General features: G+C 41.6%; 18 protein-coding genes and 2 tRNA genes. 13 read left to right on the top strand and 7 right to left on the bottom strand.

The genetic code is table 11. From position 1 onward, the window contains the following. Positions 1 to 6 precede the first annotated feature (6 nt). The 7 genes from ABWU87_RS09825 (at position 7) to ABWU87_RS09795 (ending at position 7,133) form a co-directional block, all read left to right on the top strand. Positions 7 to 828: an energy transducer TonB gene (locus ABWU87_RS09825; protein WP_353330315.1), complete on the top strand. Its 822-nt coding sequence runs from the start codon at positions 7 to 9 to the stop codon at positions 826 to 828. Then, entirely contained in the window at positions 825 to 1,772 is a 948-nt protein-coding gene (locus ABWU87_RS09820; RefSeq protein ID WP_434533923.1) for a PstS family phosphate ABC transporter substrate-binding protein, read from the top strand. Before ABWU87_RS09825 ends, ABWU87_RS09820 begins: the two co-directional genes overlap by 4 nt. Positions 1,773 to 1,802: 30 nt before the next feature. Beyond that, on the top strand, positions 1,803 to 3,458 hold the full coding sequence (locus ABWU87_RS09815; RefSeq protein WP_353330313.1) for a tetratricopeptide repeat protein: 1,656 nt from the start codon (positions 1,803 to 1,805) through the stop codon (positions 3,456 to 3,458). 794 nt (positions 3,459 to 4,252) lie between these two features. Then, positions 4,253 to 5,104, top strand: a complete 852-nt coding sequence (locus ABWU87_RS09810; RefSeq protein WP_353330312.1) for an ABC transporter ATP-binding protein — start codon at positions 4,253 to 4,255, stop codon at positions 5,102 to 5,104. Between the two features lie 7 nt (positions 5,105 to 5,111). Further along, positions 5,112 to 5,945 (top strand): hypothetical protein, encoded by an 834-nt coding sequence (locus ABWU87_RS09805; RefSeq protein ID WP_353330310.1) that lies wholly within the window; start codon positions 5,112 to 5,114, stop codon positions 5,943 to 5,945. Positions 5,946 to 5,947: 2 nt separating this feature from the next. Further along, positions 5,948 to 6,319: a GntR family transcriptional regulator gene (locus ABWU87_RS09800; protein WP_353330308.1), complete on the top strand. Its 372-nt coding sequence runs from the start codon at positions 5,948 to 5,950 to the stop codon at positions 6,317 to 6,319. A gap of 4 nt (positions 6,320 to 6,323) precedes the next feature. After that, positions 6,324 to 7,133 carry a hypothetical protein gene (locus ABWU87_RS09795; RefSeq protein WP_353330306.1) on the top strand — a complete coding sequence of 270 codons (810 nt, stop codon included), beginning with the start codon at positions 6,324 to 6,326 and terminating at the stop codon, positions 7,131 to 7,133. 156 nt (positions 7,134 to 7,289) lie between these two features. On the opposite strand, the gene ABWU87_RS09790 is transcribed toward ABWU87_RS09795, so the two are convergent. Beyond that, a tRNA-Met gene (locus ABWU87_RS09790) sits at positions 7,290 to 7,361 on the bottom strand. Between the two features lie 481 nt (positions 7,362 to 7,842). Here ABWU87_RS09790 and ABWU87_RS09785 point away from each other — a divergent pair. Then, positions 7,843 to 9,354 carry a M48 family metalloprotease gene (locus ABWU87_RS09785; protein ID WP_353330304.1) on the top strand — a complete coding sequence of 504 codons (1,512 nt, stop codon included), beginning with the start codon at positions 7,843 to 7,845 and terminating at the stop codon, positions 9,352 to 9,354. 219 nt (positions 9,355 to 9,573) lie between these two features. Here ABWU87_RS09785 and ABWU87_RS09780 read toward each other — a convergent pair. After that, positions 9,574 to 9,645, bottom strand: a tRNA-Met gene (locus ABWU87_RS09780). 226 nt (positions 9,646 to 9,871) lie between these two features. Here ABWU87_RS09780 and ABWU87_RS09775 point away from each other — a divergent pair. From ABWU87_RS09775 to ABWU87_RS09765, 3 genes are read left to right on the top strand one after another with little or no spacing between them, the layout of a single operon-like run. Next, positions 9,872 to 10,468 (top strand): TetR/AcrR family transcriptional regulator, encoded by a 597-nt coding sequence (locus tag ABWU87_RS09775; protein ID WP_353330302.1) that lies wholly within the window; start codon positions 9,872 to 9,874, stop codon positions 10,466 to 10,468. Positions 10,469 to 10,494: 26 nt separating this feature from the next. Further along, positions 10,495 to 11,241 (top strand): 3-oxoacyl-[acyl-carrier-protein] reductase, encoded by a 747-nt coding sequence (fabG, locus tag ABWU87_RS09770; protein WP_353330300.1) that lies wholly within the window; start codon positions 10,495 to 10,497, stop codon positions 11,239 to 11,241. An 8-nt stretch (positions 11,242 to 11,249) separates the two neighbouring features. Continuing rightward, on the top strand, positions 11,250 to 11,924 hold the full coding sequence (locus ABWU87_RS09765) for an RluA family pseudouridine synthase (RefSeq protein ID WP_353330298.1): 675 nt from the start codon (positions 11,250 to 11,252) through the stop codon (positions 11,922 to 11,924). A gap of 113 nt (positions 11,925 to 12,037) precedes the next feature. On the opposite strand, the gene ABWU87_RS09760 is transcribed toward ABWU87_RS09765, so the two are convergent. The 5 genes from ABWU87_RS09760 to ABWU87_RS09740 form a co-directional block, all read right to left on the bottom strand. Further along, positions 12,038 to 12,979: a tRNA-dihydrouridine synthase family protein gene (locus tag ABWU87_RS09760; protein ID WP_353330296.1), complete on the bottom strand. Its 942-nt coding sequence runs from the start codon at positions 12,977 to 12,979 to the stop codon at positions 12,038 to 12,040. Positions 12,980 to 13,005: 26 nt separating this feature from the next. Next, positions 13,006 to 14,343, bottom strand: a complete 1,338-nt coding sequence (locus ABWU87_RS09755) for an MATE family efflux transporter (RefSeq protein ID WP_353330294.1) — start codon at positions 14,341 to 14,343, stop codon at positions 13,006 to 13,008. A 2-nt stretch (positions 14,344 to 14,345) separates the two neighbouring features. Next, positions 14,346 to 15,584, bottom strand: a complete 1,239-nt coding sequence (locus tag ABWU87_RS09750) for a M16 family metallopeptidase (protein ID WP_353330292.1) — start codon at positions 15,582 to 15,584, stop codon at positions 14,346 to 14,348. Between the two features lie 5 nt (positions 15,585 to 15,589). Continuing rightward, positions 15,590 to 16,432 (bottom strand): peptidylprolyl isomerase, encoded by an 843-nt coding sequence (locus tag ABWU87_RS09745; RefSeq protein WP_353330290.1) that lies wholly within the window; start codon positions 16,430 to 16,432, stop codon positions 15,590 to 15,592. 129 nt (positions 16,433 to 16,561) lie between these two features. Then, on the bottom strand, positions 16,562 to 16,882 hold the full coding sequence (locus ABWU87_RS09740; protein ID WP_353330289.1) for a heavy metal-binding domain-containing protein: 321 nt from the start codon (positions 16,880 to 16,882) through the stop codon (positions 16,562 to 16,564). Between the two features lie 124 nt (positions 16,883 to 17,006). On the opposite strand from ABWU87_RS09740, the gene ABWU87_RS09735 reads away from it, so the two are divergent. Both ABWU87_RS09735 and ABWU87_RS09730 read left to right on the top strand, forming a co-directional pair. After that, positions 17,007 to 21,506 (top strand): translocation/assembly module TamB domain-containing protein, encoded by a 4,500-nt coding sequence (locus ABWU87_RS09735; RefSeq protein ID WP_353330288.1) that lies wholly within the window; start codon positions 17,007 to 17,009, stop codon positions 21,504 to 21,506. Continuing rightward, positions 21,503 to 23,791, top strand: coding sequence for a BamA/TamA family outer membrane protein (locus ABWU87_RS09730; RefSeq protein WP_353330286.1), 2,289 nt, complete (start codon positions 21,503 to 21,505; stop codon positions 23,789 to 23,791). The genes ABWU87_RS09735 and ABWU87_RS09730 overlap by 4 nt, the downstream gene beginning before the upstream one ends. Positions 23,792 to 23,898: the final 107 nt, after the last annotated feature.

The following is a 23,898-nucleotide window of genomic DNA, read 5'->3' as shown; positions in this document are numbered from 1 at the left end:
AGTAAAATGGCAAAAATAAATTTAGCTTCTGAAGAATGGTGTGACTTAATATTTCAAGGAAGAAATAGAGGATACGGCGCATATAAAATGCGTATGGATGCTCCGAAGAGACATAACTGGTCTATGCTGATTATTGTCGCTTTGACCATCTTCATTGTAGCTGTACCTGAATTAATCAAATTAGCCACGCCTAAACAGGAAGAAAAAATGACTGAGGTTACCCAGCTGTCAAAGTTGGACGAAGCCGAGGTAAAAGACAAAAAATTAAACAAGGTTGAACCAATTGCTCCTCCTCCTCCTCCTTTAAAGAGCTCTATCAAATTCGTTGCTCCAAAAATTGCGAAAGACGAAGAAGTTAGAGATGAAGATCAGATGAAGAGTCAGGAACAATTGCAAGAGTCAAAGGTAACTATTTCTATTGCTGACGTAAAAGGTAACGACGAAGTTCATGGCAAGGATATTGCTGAAATTAAACAAGTTGTAACTCAGGCTCCAGTTGAGGAGGTCGAAGAAAAACCTTATACTGCTGTAGAACAGATGCCTCAGTTCCCTGGTGGTGAAACTGAATTGTTGAAATACATCTTTGATCACTTGAAGTATCCTACAATTTCTCAGGAAAATGGTGTTCAAGGTAAGGTATATATCCGATTCGTTGTTTCAAAAACAGGTGCTGTTAAAGATGCTCAGGTAATGCGTTCATTAGATCCATATTGTGATAAGGAAGCGCTTCGCGTGATCCGTTCTCTTCCGAACTGGATTCCTGGAAAACAAAATGGTGTGAACGTTCCTGTTTATTATGTAGTGCCAATTACCTTTAAACTGCAATAAAAATGAAATCTTTCAAACTATTGTTGATATTGTCTCTTTTGCTTCTTTGTTCATGTAAGGAAAGTAAGCCAAAAGATGGGTGGACTGATACATTAACATCAGGAACTATTCCGATTGCTGTTGATGAAGGGTTTAAACCTATAATTGAAGAGGAACGTGCAGTGTTTGAAGGATTTAATCAGGAGGTTCATATAAAGCCTACCTATTGTAGCGAGGTTGATGCAATAAATAAATTATTAAAAGATAGTGTGCGGTTGGTTATTTCCACCCGCAGACTATCTTCAGATGAAATGGAATCCTTCACAAGCCGGAAATTCGTTCCTAGAGAAGTAATCATGGCTTATGATGGGGTTGGGTTAATTGTTAATAATCAAAATCCTGATACACTGATAACTGTTGATCAGGTAAGGAAAATTTTAACTGGTAAGATTACCAAGTGGAACGAAATTTACCCTAAATCAAAATTGGGTAATATTCAAATTGTTTTTGATAATTCAAACTCAAGCACTGTCCGTTTTGCAAAAGATTCAATTTGTAAGGGTAAACCTTTTGCTAAAAAAGGAATCTATGCTCAAAAAACAAATTTGCAAGTCTTTGATTATGTGTCAAAAACGGAAAATGCAATTGGGGTGATTGGTGTTAATTGGTTAGGAGTTAGAAGTGATACCACAAATTTGACTTTCAAAACTGATGTAAGAGTAATGGCTGTTAGCGAAGAAAACGAAGCCACCTCTGCAAATAGCTATAAACCTTATCAAGCCTACATTGCATTAGGTAATTATCCTTTTATACGCACTGTGTATATGCTGTTGAATGATCCCAGAATGGGCTTATCAACTGGGTTTGCCAATTTTATTGGATCCGATCGCGGTCAAAGGATAATTTTGAGATCTGGTTTGGTTCCTGCAACGCAACCGCTCCGTATTGTAAATGTTAAAGATTAATTTTAATTAATGATTTAAAATATCAATGTGATGAAATGTAACTTTCTTTTTTCTTCAATCCTTTTTTTGGCAAGTTTAGTATTAAATTTGTCTCCAATTCAAGCGAAGGATAGCGAAGGTATTTCTTTTTTTAAAGCTGGTTTCCCTAAGCAAGCTAAGTCACTCCTTTTTCAAGAGTTAAAGTCAAATACTAACTCTGCTGAAACTTGTTATTTCTTAGGGAATGTATATTTTGGGGAATCTAAAAAGGACTCTGCCTTATACTATTATAACAAAGGATTGTCATTCGATGCAATGAGTGCTTTGAATAACATCGGGTTAGCAAAGTTACAGATTAAATCAAATCCAACACAGGCTAAAGAAGCCATTGATAATGTGTTGAAAGGAAAAAACAAGAAAAATGTTGACCTTATTCTCGAAGCAGGTCGCGCTTATCTTGAAAACGGTGAACTTGTCGCAGCAAATGATTATTTGACAAGAGCACAGAATATCACAAGAAAATACGCTCCGGTATTTGTTTTAGCCGGTGATATTTTCGAAGCTAAAAAGGATGCTGGTCAGGCTTGCAGTATGTATCAACAAGCTATTTATTTCGATGCAAATTGTCGTGAAGCATACATTAAATATGCTCGTGCGTATCGTGATGTAAATACAGCATTAGCAGTGGAGATGTTGGAACGCTTGAAAGTTCAAGAGCCAGGATTCTCTCTAGCTAATAAAGAATTAGCAGACCTTTATTATTCAAAGAATGATTTTGATAAAGCATCTGCATCATATGGAGATTATATTGCTTCAGGAAACTACGATTCTGACGATTTAAAGCAGTATGCTATGACTCTTTTCTTAAATAAGAATTATGCAAAATCTCTTGAAATAGCACAAATCGGTTTGAAACTAAATTCTACTGACCCTGCTTTCAACCGTTTTGCTATGTATAACTATATAGAGTTGAAGCGTTTTGATGAAGCAGCTGTTGCTGCAGATCTTTTCTTTAACAAATCTAAAAACGCTCAATTCTCTTACTTCGATTACACCTATAATGGGGCTTTGCTTGCTGAGCAGAAGAAATATCCTGAAGCTATTGCTTCATTCAAAAAAGCTATTGAAGTAGATTCTACAAAAACTAATCTTTTGACAACCATTTCTGATCTTTATGAGAAGTCAGGTGATCAGTTGGGAGCAATTCAAACTTATGAATCTTATGTAAACACTCTGTCAAAACAGACTCCTGATCAATTGATTGAGTTAGGTAAGAAATATTATAATTTTGGCAATTCTCAAGTAGCGGCAACAGCTGCTTCAAAAACTGCAGCTCTTGTAAAAGCTGACAGCCTTTTTGCAAAAGTTGCTGAATTAGAACCTGATAACTATCGCGGTGTATGCTGGAGAGCAAGAGCAAATGCTGCTCTGGATCCAGAAACTACTAAAGGTATAGCAAAACCATATTACGAAAAAACTGTTGAAATCTGTTTGTCTAAAGCTGACGAACGTTATAACCCTGTGTTGGTTGAATGTTATAGTTATCTTGGTTACTGGTATTTGATTTCAGGTGAAAAGAATAAGAGTAATGCTGACTATGATAAATCCAAAGAATATTGGAATAAGATTCTGAAGATTGATCCTAGCAATCCAACTGCTACTAAGGCACTTGAAGGCTTAAGTGGTGGGAAATCTAAAAAGAGATAACTTTTATCGATGATATATTTATATAAGGCAGGACATTTGTTCTGCCTTTAACTCTTTTCTCTTATTCGTAAAAATGATATTACCTCTCATTCTTTTAGCTTCTTGTTTTCTCCTCTTTCATTTGTTCGTAGCATTATAGGATTGTCTGTTTAGATAACTACTTTTCATAAAAATACAGTTCTTGTCTCTACAAAATATACATTGATTAATTGCGAATCTTTTTTTCTAAGATGTATTAGATATCTCATTTTCCTTCATGTAGCTTGATGTTTATAAATTATCAATATCTGCTTGGTCTGTTGCATGATAATTGTCAGAATATTTGTGTTTTATATCTCCGTTAACTAATGGAAATACTTTATTTCTCACTTTTCTAATGCTTTATAATTTGCTTATTTTGTACATCCTGTTTTATTTTCTGTTTTATGCGATTCTAATACCTTTATATATAAATCAACTGTGATTTATTTATTTGCCCGAATATTTATAATATTTCAGGTAAAAGCTTGGTATATTATATTTTTTTTCTACTTTTGTAGTGTATCACAATCATAGTACACTAAATATGCCTTATACGATATTTTGAGATTCATTATTCATATACAGCAATTATTTTCTGAAGCTTTAAATCCATAAATAAACATCATATGATCATCGTTGTTTTAATTATCATTCTTGTAACTGTCATATTACCTCTATTTTTGGGATAATCCTAAAAGTGATCAGTTATTATTAATATACAATAAACTTCAAAGCATTAAAAGTGAATGTATAAACAATTTATTCAAAATAAAATGGTAACAATAGAGGAGCTTTCTTTCGGATATAGAAATTCAAAGAACAAACTATTTCAAGACTTTTCACTTTCCTTCGAGAAAGGGAAGGTTTACGGGTTATTAGGAAAGAACGGGGTAGGTAAATCAACCCTTCTTTATTTAATGACAGGCCTTTTAGTGTCTCAGAAAGGCAGAATATGCTTTAATAAGATAGATGTTACTCGAAGGCTACCGATCACTCTCTGTGATATGTATATTGTTCCTGAGGAGTTCGATTTGCCCTCCATCTCTTTCAGGAATTATGTTGAATATAACAAAACATTCTATCCCCGTTTTAGTATGGACGATCTCCATAAATATCTTGAGTGTTTTGAGCTGGATATGGATGTTAACCTTGGTGCTCTTTCGATGGGGCAGAAAAAGAAAGTGTATATGAGTTTTGCTCTTGCAACAAATACTTCGCTACTGCTAATGGATGAACCGACCAATGGTTTGGATATCCCTGCTAAAAGCCAGTTCAGAAAGTTTATTGCTATGGGTATGAGTGACGATAAAACAATTGTAATTTCCACTCATCAGGTGAAAGATGTTGATAATCTACTGGATCATGTGATTATCCTAGATCAGAATAAAGTGTTGCTTAATGAATCTGTATCTCATATTTGCCAGAAACTTTTGTTTGTTGAGATTAGCAGTGATGAAATGGCTGATGAAGCTCTTTACGTTTCACCTTCGATACAAGGAAAAAGTATGATTTTGCATAATAAAGACCAGGAAGAATCTGCAATAAACCTAGAGCTGCTTTTTAATGCTATTTTAAATAATTATGCTCAAATAAATCAATATTTCAATATTTCAATAATAAAATAGGTTAGCCATGATGCAAAATAATTTTTTTAGTTTTAAGCGGTTCTGTTTCCTTTTTCGGAAGGACATTCTTGAGAACTGGAAAACACTGCTTCTTCATTTTGTGACCCTTTTTGTTTTGTTGACTGTAATCTTCTGTTTTATATGCAAATCAGATTGCGATTCAATGATGCATTTCGGGAGAAGTAATATCATTATTGCAGGCACGAAATATATTTCATTTGCTTTAGGGCTGTTCTGGGCATTAGGTTGTTTCTGGGGGTCTAATATGTTCAGTAAAATGCAGAGCAAGATCACACGTATCTCTTTTCTGATGACGCCCGCTACCTCATTCGAGAAATTCCTTTCAGGTTTCATTCAGATAGTACTTTTATATCTTGTTGCTATCTTTGTGGTTTTTAAATTAGGTGACTATACACGTGTTGCTGTTTTTACTGTTTTTTATCCGGGATTCAAAATCCTTCCGTCAGATCTAAGTTTGTTTGTAGTTCAAAACGGTGTGCCGGATTGGTGGCCGATCTGGGGGATGTTTTCTATATATCTTTTTTTTCAATCGCTTTTTATAATAGGAAGTATTCTTTGGTATAAGAAACCTTTTATAAAGACTATTGGATTAGGTCTGGCAATTTATTTGATATTCCTGCTTATAAATAGTGCATTTATTGATCTTCTCTATGCAGACGGTATGAATGATTTTGTACTAAAATCGAATTCCTTCCTTAATTGTTTTGATGATTCGCATATATGGAGATACAGCATCGTTTTCTTTTCTTGTTTTACTCTTTTTAACTGGGCATTAGCCTATTTTCGTTTCAAAGAGTCAGAAATCATAAATAGAATTTAATTATGAACTTTAAAGAGAACAAAGCCATATATCTACAAATTGCCGACAGAATTTGTGATGAGATTATTCTGGGACAATATGCTGAAGAGGAAAGAATACCTTCGGTGCGTGAGTATGCTTCTATTGTAGAAGTTAATGCAAATACAATCATGCGTTCTTTTGATCATCTTCAGTCACAGGGAATTATCTATAACAAGCGAGGAATCGGTTATTTTGTCTCTCCAGGTGCAAAAAAAATGATTCTTGCCATCCGTAAGGAACGTTTCCTGAAAGATGATATCGAATGGTTTTTTCGTCAGATTTATACGCTCGGAATCCCGTTTACGGAATTGGAGGCTATGTATCTTGAGTTTAGTAAGAAACAAAACAGTTAAAAAAATGAGACGCACAACAATTATATTATTTGGTTTAGTATTATCGTTATTGCTCTTTTCGGTAATATTTGTCTTTTATCTTAAGAACTTTGAACCAGAAAGAGAATTTTGCCAGACCGGACCAGATTCTCATTTTGCCGGAAAGTTTGATTCTATTAATGTGGCCACATGCAAAGTGCTGAAATTGGTGGATAACAACGTGGGGAATTCTGGTCGTATTGTAGGTCAGCTCAATGTACTTCCTTGTAGAAATCTAACCGAAAAAGGGAAATTTTATTTTCCGGTTGAATTTGCTTCTCTGATAACCAGACAGGTCAAAGGTGACACTCTTGTTCTTCGGTTTGATTTAAAGAATAAGAAGGCAGAAGCATTGTTTTCTAAAAAACATTCTCGCACATTCTTCCCGGATTTTTATCTCTATACAGATTCGGCTTCCCGTATATTTCTTCACAATGAAATTGGGAAATTTAATATTTTGCTAAAGGGTGTAACACTTCACGAAGCAAGCGTTTACGCCTCTCACTCCCAGGCGACTATCGACTCCTGTCGGATAGAACGGTTGAATGTTGCAGGAAATTATCCGGATATCAATCTCCTGAGAAGTACAATTAAAACTTTTAATCTTGATTTGGACTGTCTGTATAACTGGAAAATTGATAATTGTAAGATCAATGAAGAGAACCTAACCGGAGGTGGTAATCATCAGATATTTCTTCCGAAATCAGAATGCAGGAAGATGACCTGGTTGGGCAAGAGAAAAGGAGCGACTCTAAATGTATCACTTGAATCTGATAAGGTGAGCATTAAATTTTAACGCTCTGAAATATAAAACATTTGAGGACGTTCGGATGCGTTCCTGGCATTCTTATAATTGTGACAGAAAGAGAACCTGGTTCTCTTTCTGTCACAATTATAAAAAACAGAAACAAAAAAAGAGGATACCTTTTCAGATATCCTCTTTTCCCTTTAGTTGCGGAGGCTCGATTCGAACGAACGACCTTTGGGTTATGAGCCCAACGAGCTACCACTGCTCCACTCCGCGATGTTTCGAGTGCAAAGGTACTGCTTTTTTTTAATATTGCAAATTTTTCTGCAGTTTATTATAGTTAATAATGGTTATATCATTGTTTGTTGATGTGTAAGTTTGTGTTTGGCTAGATGTAAATGTCTAAGCATGAGAGGTGAGCAAGTCAATAACAATTAAAAATAATTATTGGGTTTTTATTTATAAATATAAGTCTTGTCAGTTGATTATTTTATCTGTTGATGTATTGATTCGTTTTTTCAGTTTGTAAAACAGATGTCACTGGTTTTTAATTCCTTTTTATTTTTCTTTTTTTATAAATAATCATAAAAATCTGGATTTAACTTATATATAATTCATTTGTATAAATATAATGTTGTAAATTGCTACTAGAAACATGTTCGGAATAAATGATCCTTTTGTCTGAAATTTATTTATAATGATATAATGTTTTTCTTGTCGTTTATTATTCCTTAAAGTTTAACTAAACCAGTATGTTATGAAAAAATTCTTTCTGGTATTCTGTTTTTTGAGTTTGAGCATATGCGGAGCAAGTGCACAAAAAGTTATGAAAAGTTTTCCGTTCAATATCTGTGGCACATTAAAAGAAGATTATGAAGGGTATAAAGCAGGAACTCCTATCAGATTGTGCAATTTTGCAAAACTTGCACGATGGCAAGAACAGGAGGATTATTGTGTCGGCATTGCAATTAATGACAAATTGATAAGCGTTCCTTTTAGTCAATTCAGAAAATTAAATCTGGAACCAGTCGACAACCAGTCTTTCTGGGAATGTAAGGCTTTACAGAATGAGGTGTACGAAATGCTTGCAGATAAAGGCTATCAGTATGATCTCCGACAAGAGCTGAATGACGAAGCATCAGATTATATCCGTAAGCTCAATAATTCTCGTTTGCTATTTGAGGATTCATATATTGAAGATTATGTCAGCTCGGTTTTTGCATCTGTGATTTATCAGAAATTTAACACCAAAAAATCAGAGAATTTAAGAGTATACATTTTGAAATCACCAACCCCAGATAGCTATATGCAGCCCGACGGAACGCTGATTGTTACTACCGGACTATTATCCATATTAGATTCGGAAGAGGAGCTGATGGCCGTAATGGCTTCAGAGGTTGCTCATCATGTGTTGGATCACTCTTTAATAAATGTAAATAAAGAGATCTCTCGCGCTAAAGCTGCTGCTTTTTGGGGAAGTGTAGCTGCCGGTGTACTGGAAGCCGGAGAGGAATATCTGATGCGTAAAAATGAATATTATGTTCCCGGAACTGCCACTGTTGCTGTGGCGCTTGTATCAGCTGCCATAGTCGACAAAATGGCCAAGCGGATGGGGATGACCTATAGTCGTTCGCAGGAACAGGCTGCAGATCGTTGTGCAATGGAATTTCTTGCAATGAAGAAACTTGATCCTACAGCTTTGCCTTCCGCCCTTAATAAGATTAAACGCTATTTTATTGATCACAAGGATTATTACACTCTCTCTAAATATGGTACTTATGCAGAGTTTGATAAGCGCATCAAGCGGCTTGGTGAATGGAATAAGTTTGATAGCCATTCATTTCAGAAAGCTGTCTCCGGAGTCAATACATTTAATGCCATTATTGAGATGGATGGCAAGCGTTATGCCGATGCAGCAGCCCTGGTACAGAAAAATATAGATCAGAAAGTAGCAACAGAAGATGATTATATACTTCTTGCTAAAGCATATATGGGGATGTATAATACGGATGAAAAGAATATGGAAAGCCTTGCCTTTATTCAACAAGCTAAATCCATGACCGAAGTCCCCAATCTTAATGCTGATAAACAGGAAATTCTGATATTGATGCGCCTAAAAAAGCAGGCAAAGGCCGCTGATGCACTCCAGAACTACATCGGTCATCTCGCCGATTTCCAGTCGCAGGCCAATAATACAGACGATTTAAACTGGGTGTCCAATGAGCTTAAATGGGCAAAAGAACTGTTGCAGAGAGTGCAGATTATGTAAGAGCCTGTTTTTTATAGGCTATTACTTATTTGCAAGAATCTGAGAGAGGTTACTATAAGATTCTTTTTTAGCATTGTCTGAAGTTGATGTTATGCAATGCTGTCATGTGCTTAGGAGTTTGTGCAATTGACTTTTTTACCAGACTTCAATCTAAGTAATTCTTTAGAAATAGAGGGTAAAATAAAAGAGCTGTCTCGAAATAAGAAAGCTCTTTCTTTGTTGCGGAGGCCCGATTCGAACGAACGACCTTTGGGTTATGAGCCCAACGAGCTACCACTGCTCCACTCCGCGATGTTTTCTGAGTACAAAAGTATAGCTTTTATTTAATAAAACAAAATATTTTATGAGTCCAATCGTAAATTATTCACGAAATATAACTTTAACTTGCTTAATGATAGGTGTGTATATCGATTGTTAAATAATGCTTCTTATTAATTATAGACTTCTTTTCTTGTGTAATAAGAAGAAATAAATTACTTTTGCTCAAATAAAACAATAATGTGCAGGTTTAATGCCTATGACTATTTCAAAAACCAGAATAAAACTAGTAGATGTTGCCCGTCAGCTCTTTGCCAAAATGGGAGTGGAAAACACTACGATGAATGATATAGCCATTGCTTCCAAAAAAGGACGGCGTACTCTTTATACTTATTTCAAAAATAAGGAAGAGATATACTCTGCTGTGGTAGAGTCTGAGCTGGATATGCTTTCAGACACGATGAAGGAAGTCGCCGAGCGTAACATTTCACCCGACCAGAAATTGATGGAGCTAATATATACCCGCCTTGATGCAGTGAAGGAGGTTGTTTATCGCAATGGAACCCTGCGGGCAAATTTCTTTCGCGATATCTGGCGCGTAGAGAAGGTTCGAAAACGTTTTGATGCCAAAGAAGTGGCACTTTTCAGAAGTGTACTTACTGAAGGTAAAGAGAAAGGGGTTTTTCAGATTGACGATGTAGATATCACTGCAAATATTATCCATTATTGTGTAAAAGGGGTGGAGGTACCTTATATTCGTGGACGTCTGGGACACAACCTGGATCCTGCAACCCGTAAGAGGTACGTCACAAAGATTGTTTATAATGCATTGTGTAGAAAAGAGATCAGTAAATAAATAAATGATTTTAAATTAATTTTAGTATGGGATTATTAGATGGAAAAACAGCCATTGTAACCGGAGCTGCTCGTGGTATCGGTAAAGCAATAGCTTTGAAGTTTGCTTCTGAAGGAGCAAATGTTGCATTCACCGATCTTGTTATTGATGAAAATGCTAAGAATACAGAAAAAGAAATTGAAGCACTAGGTGTAAAAGCTAAGGGATATGCTTCTAATGCCGCAAATTTTGAAGATACAGCCAACGTGGTTGCTGAGATTGTAAAGGACTTTGGCCGTGTAGATATTCTGGTTAATAATGCCGGTATTACTCGTGACGGATTAATGATGCGTATGACTGAACAACAGTGGGATATGGTTATTAACGTTAACCTGAAATCAGCGTTCAACTTTATTCACGCAGTTACTCCTGTTATGATGAAACAAAAAGCCGGAAGCATCATCAACATGGCTTCTGTAGTTGGTGTTTCAGGAAATGCTGGTCAATGTAACTACTCAGCTTCTAAAGCTGGTATGATTGGTTTGGCAAAATCAATTGCTAAGGAATTAGGTTCTCGTGGTGTTCGTGCCAATGCAATTGCTCCTGGATTCATTATTACTGATATGACTGCTGCCTTAACTGAAGAAGTTAAGAAAGAGTGGGCTAAAAATATTCCTTTGCGCCGTGGAGGTACTCCGGAAGATGTGGCCAATGTTGCTACTTTCTTAGCATCTGATTTGTCTTCTTATGTAAGCGGACAAGTAATTCACTGCTGTGGCGGTATGAATATGTAAGAAAAGGAATGACCGTAATTTACGAAGATAATCATATCATTGTTGTCAACAAGACAAGTTCCGAGATAGTTCAGGGAGATAAAACGGGCGATACCCCCTTGTCAGAGATTGTAAAACAGTATCTGAAGGAGAAATACAATAAACCCGGAAATGTTTTTCTGGGAGTTGTTCACCGGCTGGATCGCCCTGTAAGCGGAATTGTTCTTTTTGCAAAGACCAGTAAAGCACTCCCTCGACTGAACGAGATGTTCAAGAACAGCGAAGTGAAAAAAACATATTGGGCCATTGTAAAGAACTGTCCAAAAGAACCCGAAGGTGAGCTGGTTCATTATTTGGTGCGTAACGAGAAACAGAACAAGAGTTATGCATACGACAAAGAGGTGCCTAATTCAAAGAAAGCCATTCTGGATTATAAGCTGATTGGCCATTCTCAGAATTATTACCTGCTTGAGGTGAACCTGAAAACCGGAAGGCACCATCAGATTCGTTGTCAGTTGGCAAAAATGGGATGTCCCATCAAGGGAGACCTGAAATATGGCTCGCCTCGTTCAAATCCCGATGGAAGTATCTGTCTTCATTCCCGTTATGTCTCCTTTATTCATCCGGTTTCCAAGGAACGGATCGAGTTGGAGGCTCCGGTGCCCGAAGATAATTTATGGAAGGGATTCGAGATGATAGGATAATCTTTCTTACGGTTTTGAAATAACAGAGAAGGCTGCTACAAGAGATATTTCTTTTGTAACAGCCTTTTTAGTTGGTTCGCCACATCTCTGAAAAAGAGCTGTATGGCTTGTATTTACTTTAATCCTTCTGAAACAGCCGTTCTGTATGTTTCCAGTTTGGTGCTTTTTAGAATTTTCTTCTTTAGCTTCTTATCCATCTCAGGTAACAGATACTCCCAGATACTCTTCATCTTTGTCACCAACTGGTCGTTCCCCTGCAGGTGTGCCTCGTAATGATTGAGCAGCAGAGTGTGAAATGCCCGCACCTTTTCAAGCATTTCGCTACGGGAAAGCTTTTCCCCTTTCAGGTATTCCGATGCAAGTGCCGGATTGGCCAGCAGACCTCTGCCTATCATCACTCCCGAAAGATTAGGAAAACGATTTAAGAGCCTGTCTATATCCTCAATTGAAGCGATATCTCCATTATATAGAAGCGTATGCTTGCATTCGTTATAAAACGTCTCGAATGCGTTCCTGTCTGTTGTTCCCTTATACTGTTGTTTTCCTACACGAGCATGGAGGGTAATTTGTCGCAGCGGAAGGTTGTTCAGTATTGGAAGCAGGGCGAGGCACTCTTCCGGGCTTTCCCATCCCAGACGCATCTTGACGGAGAATTTCATATCGGGAAATTCCAGTATGGTATTTAGCAGCTCCTCTACCTCTTTTGGATAAGGAAGAATACCTGAACCTTTGTGACGACGTGCCAGCATTGGGAAGGGGCAACCCAGGTTGATGTCTGTCTCCGTGTACCCTTTATCGAGGAAGAGGGCGACAATTTTTCGCAGCTCATCAGGGGTGGCTGCTATTAACTGAGGAACCAGGTGCTGAACAGTATTGTTTTCTGGCTCAATTTCCCGCAGCTCTTTGTTGCGAAACTCTCCCTTTTCCAACCTGACAAAAGGGGTATAGTAGGTCTCTATGCCGCCAAATATGGATTCGTGCGCATTGCGATAAGGCGCATCGGTGAAGCCCTGTAGCGGAGCAAAATGGATGGGAAGTCTCTTTTTATCTTGCATCTCTTTTTTATTATCAAAGAAGCCGGTTATGCCAAAGTTCGCTTCCGGAACCTCAGGTAAAACATGATGCCCGCGCTGGTCAGCCCGAACGGAAAGGCCATCCAAACCCCTTTGACACCCCAGTCCAGGGTAAATCCAAAGAAATAGCCCGCCGGAAGAGAGATCAGGAAATAACTGATGAAAGCAATGTACATCATCGGCTTTACGTCTGCAATTCCACGCAGTGCATTGGCAAAAGCTATTTGTGCGCCGTCGCCAAACTGGTATAGCAGGAAAGGAAAGATCAGTGTTATCACCATGGCGTTCACCTCCTCGCTATCAGTGAAGATTGGTCCGAGATGGTTACGCAAAAGAAATATAGAACCTGCTGAGATCACTGCCATCAGCAGGATGATATGAAAGCCAGCATAGGCGGAACGACGTACATTCACAATATCGTTCTTTCCCTTGAAATTGCTTACTCTGACTGCAATTGCCGCCCCCATTCCGTAATATACCATAAAACAGAGGCTCGAAACGGTGAGCATCACCTGGTGAGATGCCAACGCAATGCTGCCTAGCCACCCTACCATGATGGTGCTAAAGGTAAACGAGGCGGTTTCCATTCCCATTTGAAACGCCAAGGGCCAACCCAACGCGTTGAGTCTTCTAAATAACTCTTTTGAAAAGCCATTCAGCTTAAAGCCATTCAGGTATGGAATGTATCGTTTGCTTCTGAAAAAGAGAAAAGCAAAAGCTATCGGCATTACAATCCGGGCAATCAATGTACTTACTCCGGCTCCCAGCAATCCCATTTCGGGTAGTCCCAGTATTCCATAAATCAGCAGATAGTTGAGGACGATGTGGAAGGCATTACCCCACAAAAGAATCCACATGGAGGTCCGGGTGTCGGTTATCCCATCTGCAAACTGTTTGAATGCATTAAAGACAAGCACAAAGAACAGTGAGGCCAATAGCACCAAGTAATAAGGACGAATCAGGGGAAGCAACTCTTCCGGTTGTCCAAAGCGGTGAATGTTGAGGTAGACCACAAACATAACCACCGTCAGCATCAGTGCCACCAATAGGTTGGCGGCAAGACTGTTCTTCAGCGCCTGTCCCGCTCCACAGGAATCCTCTTTCCCGAAAAGGCTTCCCACAATGGGAGTCAGTCCGTAAGAAAACCCGGTGCTGAAGATTATTGCCAAAGTGAAGAGGTTATTCACAAAAGAGGCGGCAGCCAGCTCAATGGTGCTGTGGTGTCCCACCATTATGGTGTCGGCAAACCCCAGAATGATTATGCCCAGCTGTCCTATAACCAGGGGAAGTCCTAAACGGAACAGCGCTTTGTAGTGTTCCTTGTATGTTGAAATAAATTGGATCATGATTATTTCTGCGCTTTGTAATAGAGCGTAGAGCAGTTCTCGCGAACAAATGCCTGTCCGGCTACCTCTTTCAGCTGATCGGCGGTAACTTTACGGTAATTGCTTACTTCATTGTTAAGTTCTTCCGCCTTGCTTATCAGTTCAAAGAATGCCAGGTTGGTGGCCACGTTCAGATAGTTGATATTACTAAAAATTTGTTCAGATTCAAATTTGTTTTTAACTTTCTCCAGCTCCTGCTCTTCCACCAAAGTGGTTTTCAGAGCTTCAAGCTCTTCCCATACAGCAGCTTCCGCCTGTTCAAGAGATACTCCCGGTGCCGGCTTTCCGGCAATCTGGAACAATCCCGGTTCCACACTTCCTGAAATATAAGCATCGACAGAGGTAAACACCTGACGCTCTTTCACCAGGTGTTGAATAAATCGGCTGGAGTTTCCGTTGCTCAGCACATCAGACAGAATATCGAATGCATAGTAGTCGGGGTGTGTGCGCTCGCTCATGTGGAAAGCCATGTAGAGAGCATCGAGCGGCACAGGACGTTCCACTTCGAGTCGCCTCTCTTCCGTCTGTTTGGGTTCACAAGGAAGGTTCCGCACACGAACATCGCGGGCAGGAATCGGGCCAAACCACTTCTCGGCCAGCCGGATGGCCTCCTCAAACGGTATATTTCCCGTAACACAAAGAATGGCATTATTGGGAGCATAGAAATGAAAGAAGAAATCTTTTACTTCCTCAAGGGTGGCATTGGTGATATGCGATATCTCCTTTCCTATGGTTGGCCATTGGTATGAATGTACTTTGTATGCCAGCGGACGAAGCAGGTGGGATACATCACCGTAAGGCTGATTCAGATTTCGTTGTTTGAACTCTTCTGTCACTACCTGCCTCTGAACATCCAGGCTTTTCGGGTTAAAGTCGAGGCTGAGCATACGGTCCGATTCCAACCAGAACCCTGTTTCCGCGTTTTGTTTGGGCAGGGTGAGGTAATAGTTGGTGATATCGTTGTTGGTCCATGCATTGTTTTCTCCGCCGGCCAACTGAACCGGAGCATCATAATCGGGAATGTTTACCGACCCTCCGAACATCAGATGTTCAAAGAGGTGGGCAAACCCGGTATGATTCTCATCTTCGTCCTTAGCCCCGACATTGTACAGTACATTGATGGCAACCATCTGTGTACTGGTATCTTCCGAATGAATCAAACGAAGTCCGTTTGAGAGCGTGCGTCTGTTTACTTCAATCATCTTAATTAATCCAGTACTGTGACTTTCATTCTGATATCCTCTTCCGGGCGGTCGGAGCGGTTAGTCTTTACCTTCTGTATGGAATCTACCACTTCCATACCTTCCACTACCTCCCCAAATACGGTGTACTGGTTGTCCAGGTGCGGAGTACCACCAACGGTGGTGTAAGCTTTCACCTGTTCGGGTGTAAACTTGAAGTCGGGCATGGTGTCGGCTATTGTTTTAGCTTCGGCAATCAGCTCTTCCTGCAATTCATACAGTCCCTCTTTGTCGCGGTCCATACGTAGCTTCTTAATCTTAGCAGTGTTCTTGCTTACCAGGTTACTGAAAATCTGTTCCACTTTTCCATGGTTCATTTGGTGTTCCATATTCAGGATCTGACCTTCAGAGTATTTCTTACCGGTAACAATGTAGAACTGGCATCCGCTTGAAGCCTTTTTCGGGTTCACCTCGTCTCCCTGACGAGCGGCCGAAAGAGCTCCTTTTTTGTGGAACAGCTGTGGGTAAACAAACTCGGCTGGAACTGTATATCCGGCATCTCCCGAACCAAGCATCTGGCCTTTTGCAGCCTTTCTGGAATCGGGGTCACCTCCCTGAATCATGAAATCTTTAATTACACGGTGAAAAAGAGTTCCATCATAAAAACCTTCTTTGGCAAGTTTGATGAAGTTATCACGGTGTTGAGGCGTTTCATTGTAGAGTTTGATTTTTATGTCCCCTAAATCTGTCTGTATCAACAGCATTGTTTCTTTCTGATTTTCCATATTTACTTTTTTGTTTTGGGCGAATCCCGTTAAAATAAATCCTGCGAAGAGGAGCGAAAGTGTAATCAGTAAATGTTTTCTCATGTGAATGAACTGATTAATTTGGAGACAAAAGTAGTACTTTCAGACAATTAAGCCAAACGATAGGGCGATAATTAGAACCTTTTATCATATCGGCCCTATCCTTTTTCTTTCAATGCCCAGACTTTCTGTTTATTGATAAAAAACGGCCGTTCCGCAGGCTGTCACCATCAGCATACTACCATTCGAGCCAACCGTTTCATAGTCCAGGTCAACCCCGATTACGGCATTAGCCCCCATTCGCTGTGCATTTTCGGCCATTTCGCGGAGAGCGGTCTCCTTAGCTTCACGAAGCACTTTCTCGTAAGAGTTGGAACGACCACCGATAATGTCGCGTATACCTGCAAAAATATCCTTGAAAATATTGGCACCGATAATGGTTTCTCCGGAAACAATTCCATAGTACGTGGTAATGTTTTTACCCTCTATACTGTTTGTTGTAGATAGTAACATAATGTTTTTCTTTAGAAGTTAGTTTTCTGACAGCAAATATATATTATTTGTACGAATTCATAATCAGTATGGCAAACAAGATTCAGAAATAAATGTTATCTTTGATATAGAACATTTCATAATTATGGGAGGACGGACGAAAAAGTGGCTGAAAAGGGTGGGCTATGCTTTGCTATCACCGTTTATTCTTTTGGCAATACTCATCGTGTTGCTTTATCTGCCTCCTGTCCAGAATCAACTTAAGAAGCAGTTTGTAAAGTATGCTTCAAAACAGACGGGAATGCAGATTGCCATTGACCGAATCAGCCTCTCTTTTCCGCTAGACTTGTCAGTACACGGAGTAAGTGTAATTTCATCAAAAGATACATTGTTGGTAGCCGATAAGGCAATTGTCGATTTAGGGCTGAAACGCTTATTGCAGGGAGAGATAAAAGTAGAAGGCTTTACCCTGAGTAAAGTTGACTTCAACTCATCTCATCTGATTAAAGGGATTCGACTGAAAGGTAAGCTAGACCGTTTTTTTCTACGATCGGAAAAGGTTGGAATAAGCAGGGAAGAGATGCTGATATCTGCTGCCACATTGAAAGATGCCGATGTCAGGCTTTCGATTCTTGATACTACAGAAACAAAAACCAAAGAACCATCCAAACCTATCCGGTGGAAATTCTACCTTAGTCGGCTGAAGCTACAAAACGTCTCTTTCCATCTAGAACAACCGCTGGATAGTACACACCTGTCTGCTTCCATCGGTGAAGGGCTCCTTACTAATGGACTGGTGGACTTGCCCCGGAGTTTGTATCGCATGCAACATATTATTGTCAACAAGGGTACGTTCAACTACGATTCGAACCAGAAGGAACCGTTCCGAGGATTCGATCCTACACATCTGGCATTACGTGGAATCTCATTTACGGTGGATTCCTTCAGGAACCAGAGTCGTTACCTGGCAGGTATCGTCCGCAAACTTTCCCTGACCGATCGCTCGGGCATCACTATAGACTCTATGAAGGGGCGTCTTCAGGCCGATAATAGAGCCATGCAGGTAACCGGACTGGAGCTGAACACCCCCCATTCCGAGCTCCGGGCAACAGCCAAAGCCGATTGGCTGATGCTTCGAGAAATCAACAAGGGGAGCTTTATCTCCGAAGTCAAGGCCTACATTGGCAAGCAGGATGTGCTGCTGCTAACCGGAGCATCTTCGGGGAAACTGGCAAAGAGCTACCCCTTCCGGGCAATTGCTCTTCGTGGAATGGCTGAGGGGCACAATGGGAAAATTAATATTTCAAAGCTTACCGCCGATCTGCCGGGAGCATTCTCCTTTTCTTCCAAGGGAAGATTGGCAAACGTAACCGATAGGGTAAACCGCTCGGGACAGCTCCTTTTCTGCATTGATGCTCAGAACCTCGACTTCCTCACTGCCTTGATAGGTTCTTATCCCAATGGACCTGTACGACTTCCTCAGGGCATGCAGATGGAAGGGAAAGTGGCGATGAAAGGAGAGCAGTTCCTTTCCAGGGTCACTTTGAAAGATGATAAGGGAGAGGTTAAAGTAGATGGGGCGTACAATGTAAAACGCGATTCCTATATGGCCAGTGTGGGGGTAAATAATTTGCAACTGAAACACTTTCTGCCTGATAAAACCCTTTCAGCCCTTACAGCCTCATTCAAAGCAGAGGGAGAAGGTACCGACATCTTCTCACCCAAGACAAAAGCAAACGCTGCCATCGATTTGCAACAATTACAGTATGGAAACACCTCCCTTTCGGGGCTTGCCCTAAAGGCGGAACTTTTAAATTCCCAAGCCAAGGTTGCGCTATCCAGCGAGCATAAGTTTCTTGGAATGGATGCAACACTCAACATGCTTTTGAACAAGAAACTGCTGGAAGGTGATTTTGCAGTAAATGTCCATCATGTAGACTTGTATCACCTAGGGCTGTTGCCCCATCCGCTTAAAGAACCCGTTACCGCTTTCCTTAAAGGCTCGGCCGGAAAGAGTGGCACATCACTCAATCTCAAGTCGGGAGATATGGAATTGTACTTCGAAAGCGATGGTTCTGTGAATCAGTTTGTAAAAGAGGCCACTCTCTTCTCAGAACTGTTGACCAAAGAAATTCAGCAGAAAAGGCTCGATCAAAAAGCCCTTCGAGAAGCAATGCCTTCTACTCGTCTGCTCTTTTCCGCCGGGAATGCCAATCCGCTGGCAAGATACCTGGCTCTGTCTAAAATCTACTTTCATGAGATGGAACTCAGGATGGGCACCTCTTCTGCCCAAGGGTTGCATGGAGTCGGCTCCGTACGCTCGGTTATGGCAGATAGCATCAAACTGGATACGGTTCGCCTCATTGTCCGGCAAGATACGGCGGGTATACACCTCCATGCGGGGGTTGTCAATAATGCTTCGAACAAGCAATATGTATTTCAATCTTACGTAGATGGAATCATCCGGAACGATAATGCCGAGTTGATGCTCAGGTATCTCAATGCCAAGGGTGAGACCGGGGCATTGCTGGGAGTCCGTGCACATTTGCAGGAAGAGGGGCTGATGGTTAACCTCTTTCCGGAGAAGCCCACCCTGCTTTTCCGTTCGTTTACATTAAACCGGGACAATCATATCTTCATAGGCAATGACAAACGTATCTCGGCAAATCTTGAATTACAGGACAAAAACGGGATGGGACTCTTTATACATTCGGTAGAAAATGTGGAGGCACAACAAGATTTGCAGGCCGAAATCCGGAATCTCGATCTGAAGGAGGTGGTGAATTCAGTACCATATATGCCCGATATTGGAGGAATCCTTTCTGCCAAGGCGGAATATCTCCAGAAGGAGAGCCACCTACAGGTGAAGGGCGATGCAGATATCAGCAAACTGATGTATGCCAAACGGCTTGTGGGGAATGTGAATCTGAAAGCGACTTACACCCCGGGAGAGACAAATGAGCACCAGGTAGATGCCATGGTGGGGTATAACGGTAGAGAGGTAATTACAGCAGCAGGTATCTATCGAAGTGAAAAGCAGCAATCAATGGATATCCATGCCCGGCTCAAGGATTTGCCTCTGAGCATTGCCAACGCTTTTGTTCCCGACGACCTGGCTCGCTTTGCCGGTGCCCTGAACGGGGAGGTCACCTTTAAAGGAACAACGGAATCGCCCCAGATTGCCGGCGAGGTAAAAGCCGATACCGCTTCTGTGTTTATTGTGCAGGCTGGAGCACGTCTCAAACTCGATGATAAGAAAATAGCGGTCACAGATAACCGGGTTGTATTTGACGATTATCATATATATGCCGTAGGAAAGAACCCATTGACAATTTCGGGAGGCGTCGACCTTAAAAAACTGCAGAGTGTAAAGGCCGATTTGAAGCTGACAACCAGGAATTATCAACTGATGAATTCCCGTCGCACTCACCAATCGTTGGTTTACGGAAAACTATTTGTAGACCTCAATTCAACGATACGCGGTCCGCTCGACGCGTTGGTAATGCGTGGCGATATGCGTTTGCTTGGCACCACGGATGCAACATATATTCTACGGGATTCTCCTTTGGCTGTTAAGGACAGGTTGGGCGAGATGGTTACCTTTGTCAACTTTGAAGATACCGCCCAGGTGCAGAAGAAAGAGCCGAAGAGTGCCACCCTTAGCGGTTTGGATATGATTCTGAATGTACAGGTGGAACCGGCGGTGAGGATAAAAGCCGAACTCTCACCCGATGGTGAGGATAGGGTGGAGCTGGAAGGTGGAGGAGACCTCTCGCTGCATTATACTCCGCAAGGCGATATGTTGCTTTATGGACGATACACCATGAGTGGTGGCCTGTTGAAGTATACCTTGCCGGTGATTCCGCTTAAATCATTCGTAATAAAAGACGGAAGTTACGTGGAATGGTCGGGAAACATGATGGACCCTGTTGTAAACTGTAAGGCGGTGGAACGGCTCCGGGCTTCGGTTACGAATGAGAACCAGACAAGTCGGCAGGTGAATTTCGATGTTTCGGTCTCCATCAAAAACAGGTTGCAGAACCTGGGAATGGTTTTCGACCTCGAAGCGCCCGAGGATATGGCTGTGCAGAATCAGCTCTTGGCCATGTCCGACGAAGAGAGAAGCAAGCAAGCCATAACAATGCTGGTTTCGGGTATGTATATGCCCGGAAGTATGGCAGCATCGAGCACTGGAGGCATTAATATGGGAGGTGCCCTGAATAGTTTTCTGCAGGGGCAGATAGCCGGTATAGCCGGCAGCGCTCTGAAAAAGGTCGATATCACTTTCGGAATGGAAACGTACAACGAAAGCTCGGCTCAGGGTATGGGGCGCCGCACCGATTACTCATTCCGTTTTGCCAGAAGATTCTACAACGACCGCATACGGATTATTATCGGAGGCAAGATATCGACAGGTGAAACCGCCGAAGAAAAGCAGTCGTTTATAGATAATATTTCGCTGGAATACAGGTTGGATACCAGCGGAACCAGATATGTAAGGTTGTTCTATGACAAGAACTATCAGAGTCTGCTCGAAGGAGAGATTATTGAAACGGGAGCCGGCGTAGTGCTTCGAAAGAAGATGCGCAAATTGGGCGAACTGTTCATTTTCAAAAATAAAAATCAAAAGAAGGAGTCGCGATGAGAAAAATAATCTGTCTGTTGTTCATCATCTTATCCGCCTGTTCCACCACCCGTCATTTATCGGAAGGTGAAATCCTTTATACGGGAATGAAGAAAACGGTGGTTGTGAACCGGGACATTTCTCCGGCTGGTGATGAGGCTTTGGAGGAGGTGGGGGCTGCATTGAAAGCGACTCCCAACAATGCTCTACTTGGAAGCTCGTCCATCCGCACGCCTTTCCCATTCGGATTGTGGATGTACAATGCTTTTCAGTCCTATGAAAAAGGGTTGGGGCATTGGCTCTTCAATCGTTTTGCCACCAAGCCGGTATTGGTATCGACCGTAAACCCCGAAGTCAGGATAAAGGTGGCGCGAAATCTGTTGAGAGATTACGGGTACTTCAACGGACAGGTCTCTTATGAGTTGATTCCCGGGAAGAAACGCCAGGCAAAACTGAGATATACCGTCGATATGCAGCAGCCCTATTTGTTGGATTCGGTGATGTATGCATCCTATTCCCCAAAGACCGACAGCTTGATTCACCTTCGTTTGGCAGATAAGATACTTCGGAAGGGAGACCATTTCAGCGTTCTTAAACTGGAAGAGGAGCGGCAGCGTCTAAGTGGTCTGTTGCGAAACGCCGGTTACTACTATTTCCGTCCGGAGCTGATAACCTTTCTTGCCGATACCACCAAACAGTCTGGCCGGGTAAGTCTGAAGGTTACTCCAAAAGCAGGCTTGCCGCCCGAGGCGCTTCGTCCATGGAATATTGGCAATAGGAGCGTGTGGCTGTATGGTTACGACGGAGAGGTTCCAACCGACTCACTGCTTTATAAGGATTTGCTGATTTATTACCAGGGCAAGCTCCGAGTTCGTCCGCAGGTTCTCTATAACCGGTTCAGTCTGCAATCGGGTGAAAAGTATTCACAGCACAGACAGTTGAAGTTGCAGGAGAATATGAACCAGCTGGGAACCTTCAGGTTTACCGAGCTGCTCTTTACCCCTCAGGATACTACCGCTTTAAACAACCGGCTCAATGTGAGGATGAATGCAGCTTACGACTTGCCGCTTGACGGAGAACTGGAATTTAACGTAACGACCAAATCCAACGGACAGACAGGGCCGGGTGCTGTATTCTCAATTTCTAGGCGGAATATCTTTCATGGAGGAGAGCTTCTTTCGCTGAGGCTCAAGGGAAGTTATGAGTGGCAAACCAATGGTTCGGTCGAGGGGAATAGTTCTGTAATAAATTCGTATGAGCTGGGGGCGTCCACTTCGCTCACCCTTCCGCGTATACTGTTGCCGGGTATGCTCAACAAAGAGTTTACCTATCCCGCCACCACCACATTCTCGCTCAATGGAGACCAGTTAAACCGTGCCGGTTTCTTCAAATTGCTCTCCTTCGGAGGTAGCGCCACCTATAATTTCCAGACATCCAGGGTAAGCCGTCATTCAGTAACCCCTTTCCGGCTGTCGTTCAATGTGCTTCAGTACACCACCCAGCGATTCGATTCTGTTACCAATGCCAATCCGGCTCTATACCTCAGTTTGAAGAATCAGTTTGTTCCGGCGATGAACTATACCTATACCTACGATGATGCAGGGGTGAGAGGTAAACGGAATCATCTTTGGTGGGAAAGCTCTTTAACATCTGCCGGAAACGTTTTGTCGGCCGTTTACAGATTGTTCGGAAAGAGCTTCAACCAGGAGAAGCAACTTCTGGGTAATCCCTTTGCCCAGTTTTTGAAACTCACCTCCGAAGTGAGATATACCTATAAACTCAGCGCTCGCCAGTCATTGGTCGGACGTTTGTCGGGCGGCGTTCTCTGTGCTTACGGAAATTCAAAAGTGGCGCCCTACAATGAGCAGTTCTATATTGGCGGCGCAAATAGTCTGCGAGCATTTACCATTCGCTCTCTGGGGCCTGGCAGCTACAGGCCCAATCCGGATAATGTTTATTCGTATATGGACCAGACCGGAACATTTAAGCTGGAGGCCAATCTGGAATACCGATTCAACATACTGGGAGATCTGAACGGAGCTCTCTTCCTCGATGCCGGAAACATCTGGTTGCTAAAACCTGATGCTGCACGTCCGGGCGGTCAGCTTTCCCTATCCCGGCTTGGGAAGGAGATTGCCCTGGGAACCGGTTGCGGATTGCGTTACGACCTCTCGTTTTTGGTTATCAGGCTGGATGCCGGAATCGGTCTTCATGCTCCGTACGAAACCTCCCGGACAGGATATTATAATATACCCACATTCAAAGACGGATTAGGGCTTCATCTGGCAATTGGTTATCCATTTTAATTTATTATAGGGAGATATTTGACTGGTTTGTTGCTACTTTCTTGGGATTATTTGTAAATTTGTCGCGTAGAATTCTCGAAAGACATAACAAACCATTAAAATATTAA

It is taken from the genome of Bacteroides sedimenti (assembly GCF_040365225.1).
GTDB lineage: Bacteria > Bacteroidota > Bacteroidia > Bacteroidales > Bacteroidaceae > Bacteroides > Bacteroides sedimenti.
The sequence above is the reverse complement of the archived record's forward strand: the minus strand, read 5'-3'. Positions and strand labels throughout refer to the sequence as shown.

Excerpts from the sequence above, each read along its gene's own strand:
- ABWU87_RS09765 (WP_353330298.1), top strand. The coding sequence starts at position 11,250 with ATGACCGTAATTTACGAAGATAATCATATCATTGTTGTCAACAAGACA.
- ABWU87_RS09730 (WP_353330286.1), top strand. The coding sequence starts at position 21,503 with ATGAGAAAAATAATCTGTCTGTTGTTCATCATCTTATCCGCCTGTTCC.
- ABWU87_RS09800 (WP_353330308.1), top strand. The coding sequence starts at position 5,948 with ATGAACTTTAAAGAGAACAAAGCCATATATCTACAAATTGCCGACAGA.
- ABWU87_RS09795 (WP_353330306.1), top strand. The coding sequence starts at position 6,324 with ATGAGACGCACAACAATTATATTATTTGGTTTAGTATTATCGTTATTG.
- fabG (WP_353330300.1), top strand. The coding sequence starts at position 10,495 with ATGGGATTATTAGATGGAAAAACAGCCATTGTAACCGGAGCTGCTCGT.
- ABWU87_RS09750 (WP_353330292.1), bottom strand. The coding sequence starts at position 15,584 with ATGATTGAAGTAAACAGACGCACGCTCTCAAACGGACTTCGTTTGATT.
- ABWU87_RS09785 (WP_353330304.1), top strand. The coding sequence starts at position 7,843 with ATGAAAAAATTCTTTCTGGTATTCTGTTTTTTGAGTTTGAGCATATGC.
- ABWU87_RS09745 (WP_353330290.1), bottom strand. The coding sequence starts at position 16,432 with ATGAGAAAACATTTACTGATTACACTTTCGCTCCTCTTCGCAGGATTT.
- ABWU87_RS09825 (WP_353330315.1), top strand. The coding sequence starts at position 7 with ATGGCAAAAATAAATTTAGCTTCTGAAGAATGGTGTGACTTAATATTT.
- ABWU87_RS09760 (WP_353330296.1), bottom strand. The coding sequence starts at position 12,979 with ATGCAAGATAAAAAGAGACTTCCCATCCATTTTGCTCCGCTACAGGGC.
- ABWU87_RS09740 (WP_353330289.1), bottom strand. The coding sequence starts at position 16,882 with ATGTTACTATCTACAACAAACAGTATAGAGGGTAAAAACATTACCACG.
- ABWU87_RS09775 (WP_353330302.1), top strand. The coding sequence starts at position 9,872 with ATGACTATTTCAAAAACCAGAATAAAACTAGTAGATGTTGCCCGTCAG.
- ABWU87_RS09815 (WP_353330313.1), top strand. The coding sequence starts at position 1,803 with ATGAAATGTAACTTTCTTTTTTCTTCAATCCTTTTTTTGGCAAGTTTA.
- ABWU87_RS09755 (WP_353330294.1), bottom strand. The coding sequence starts at position 14,343 with ATGATCCAATTTATTTCAACATACAAGGAACACTACAAAGCGCTGTTC.
- ABWU87_RS09805 (WP_353330310.1), top strand. The coding sequence starts at position 5,112 with ATGATGCAAAATAATTTTTTTAGTTTTAAGCGGTTCTGTTTCCTTTTT.
- ABWU87_RS09810 (WP_353330312.1), top strand. The coding sequence starts at position 4,253 with ATGGTAACAATAGAGGAGCTTTCTTTCGGATATAGAAATTCAAAGAAC.
- ABWU87_RS09735 (WP_353330288.1), top strand. The coding sequence starts at position 17,007 with ATGGGAGGACGGACGAAAAAGTGGCTGAAAAGGGTGGGCTATGCTTTG.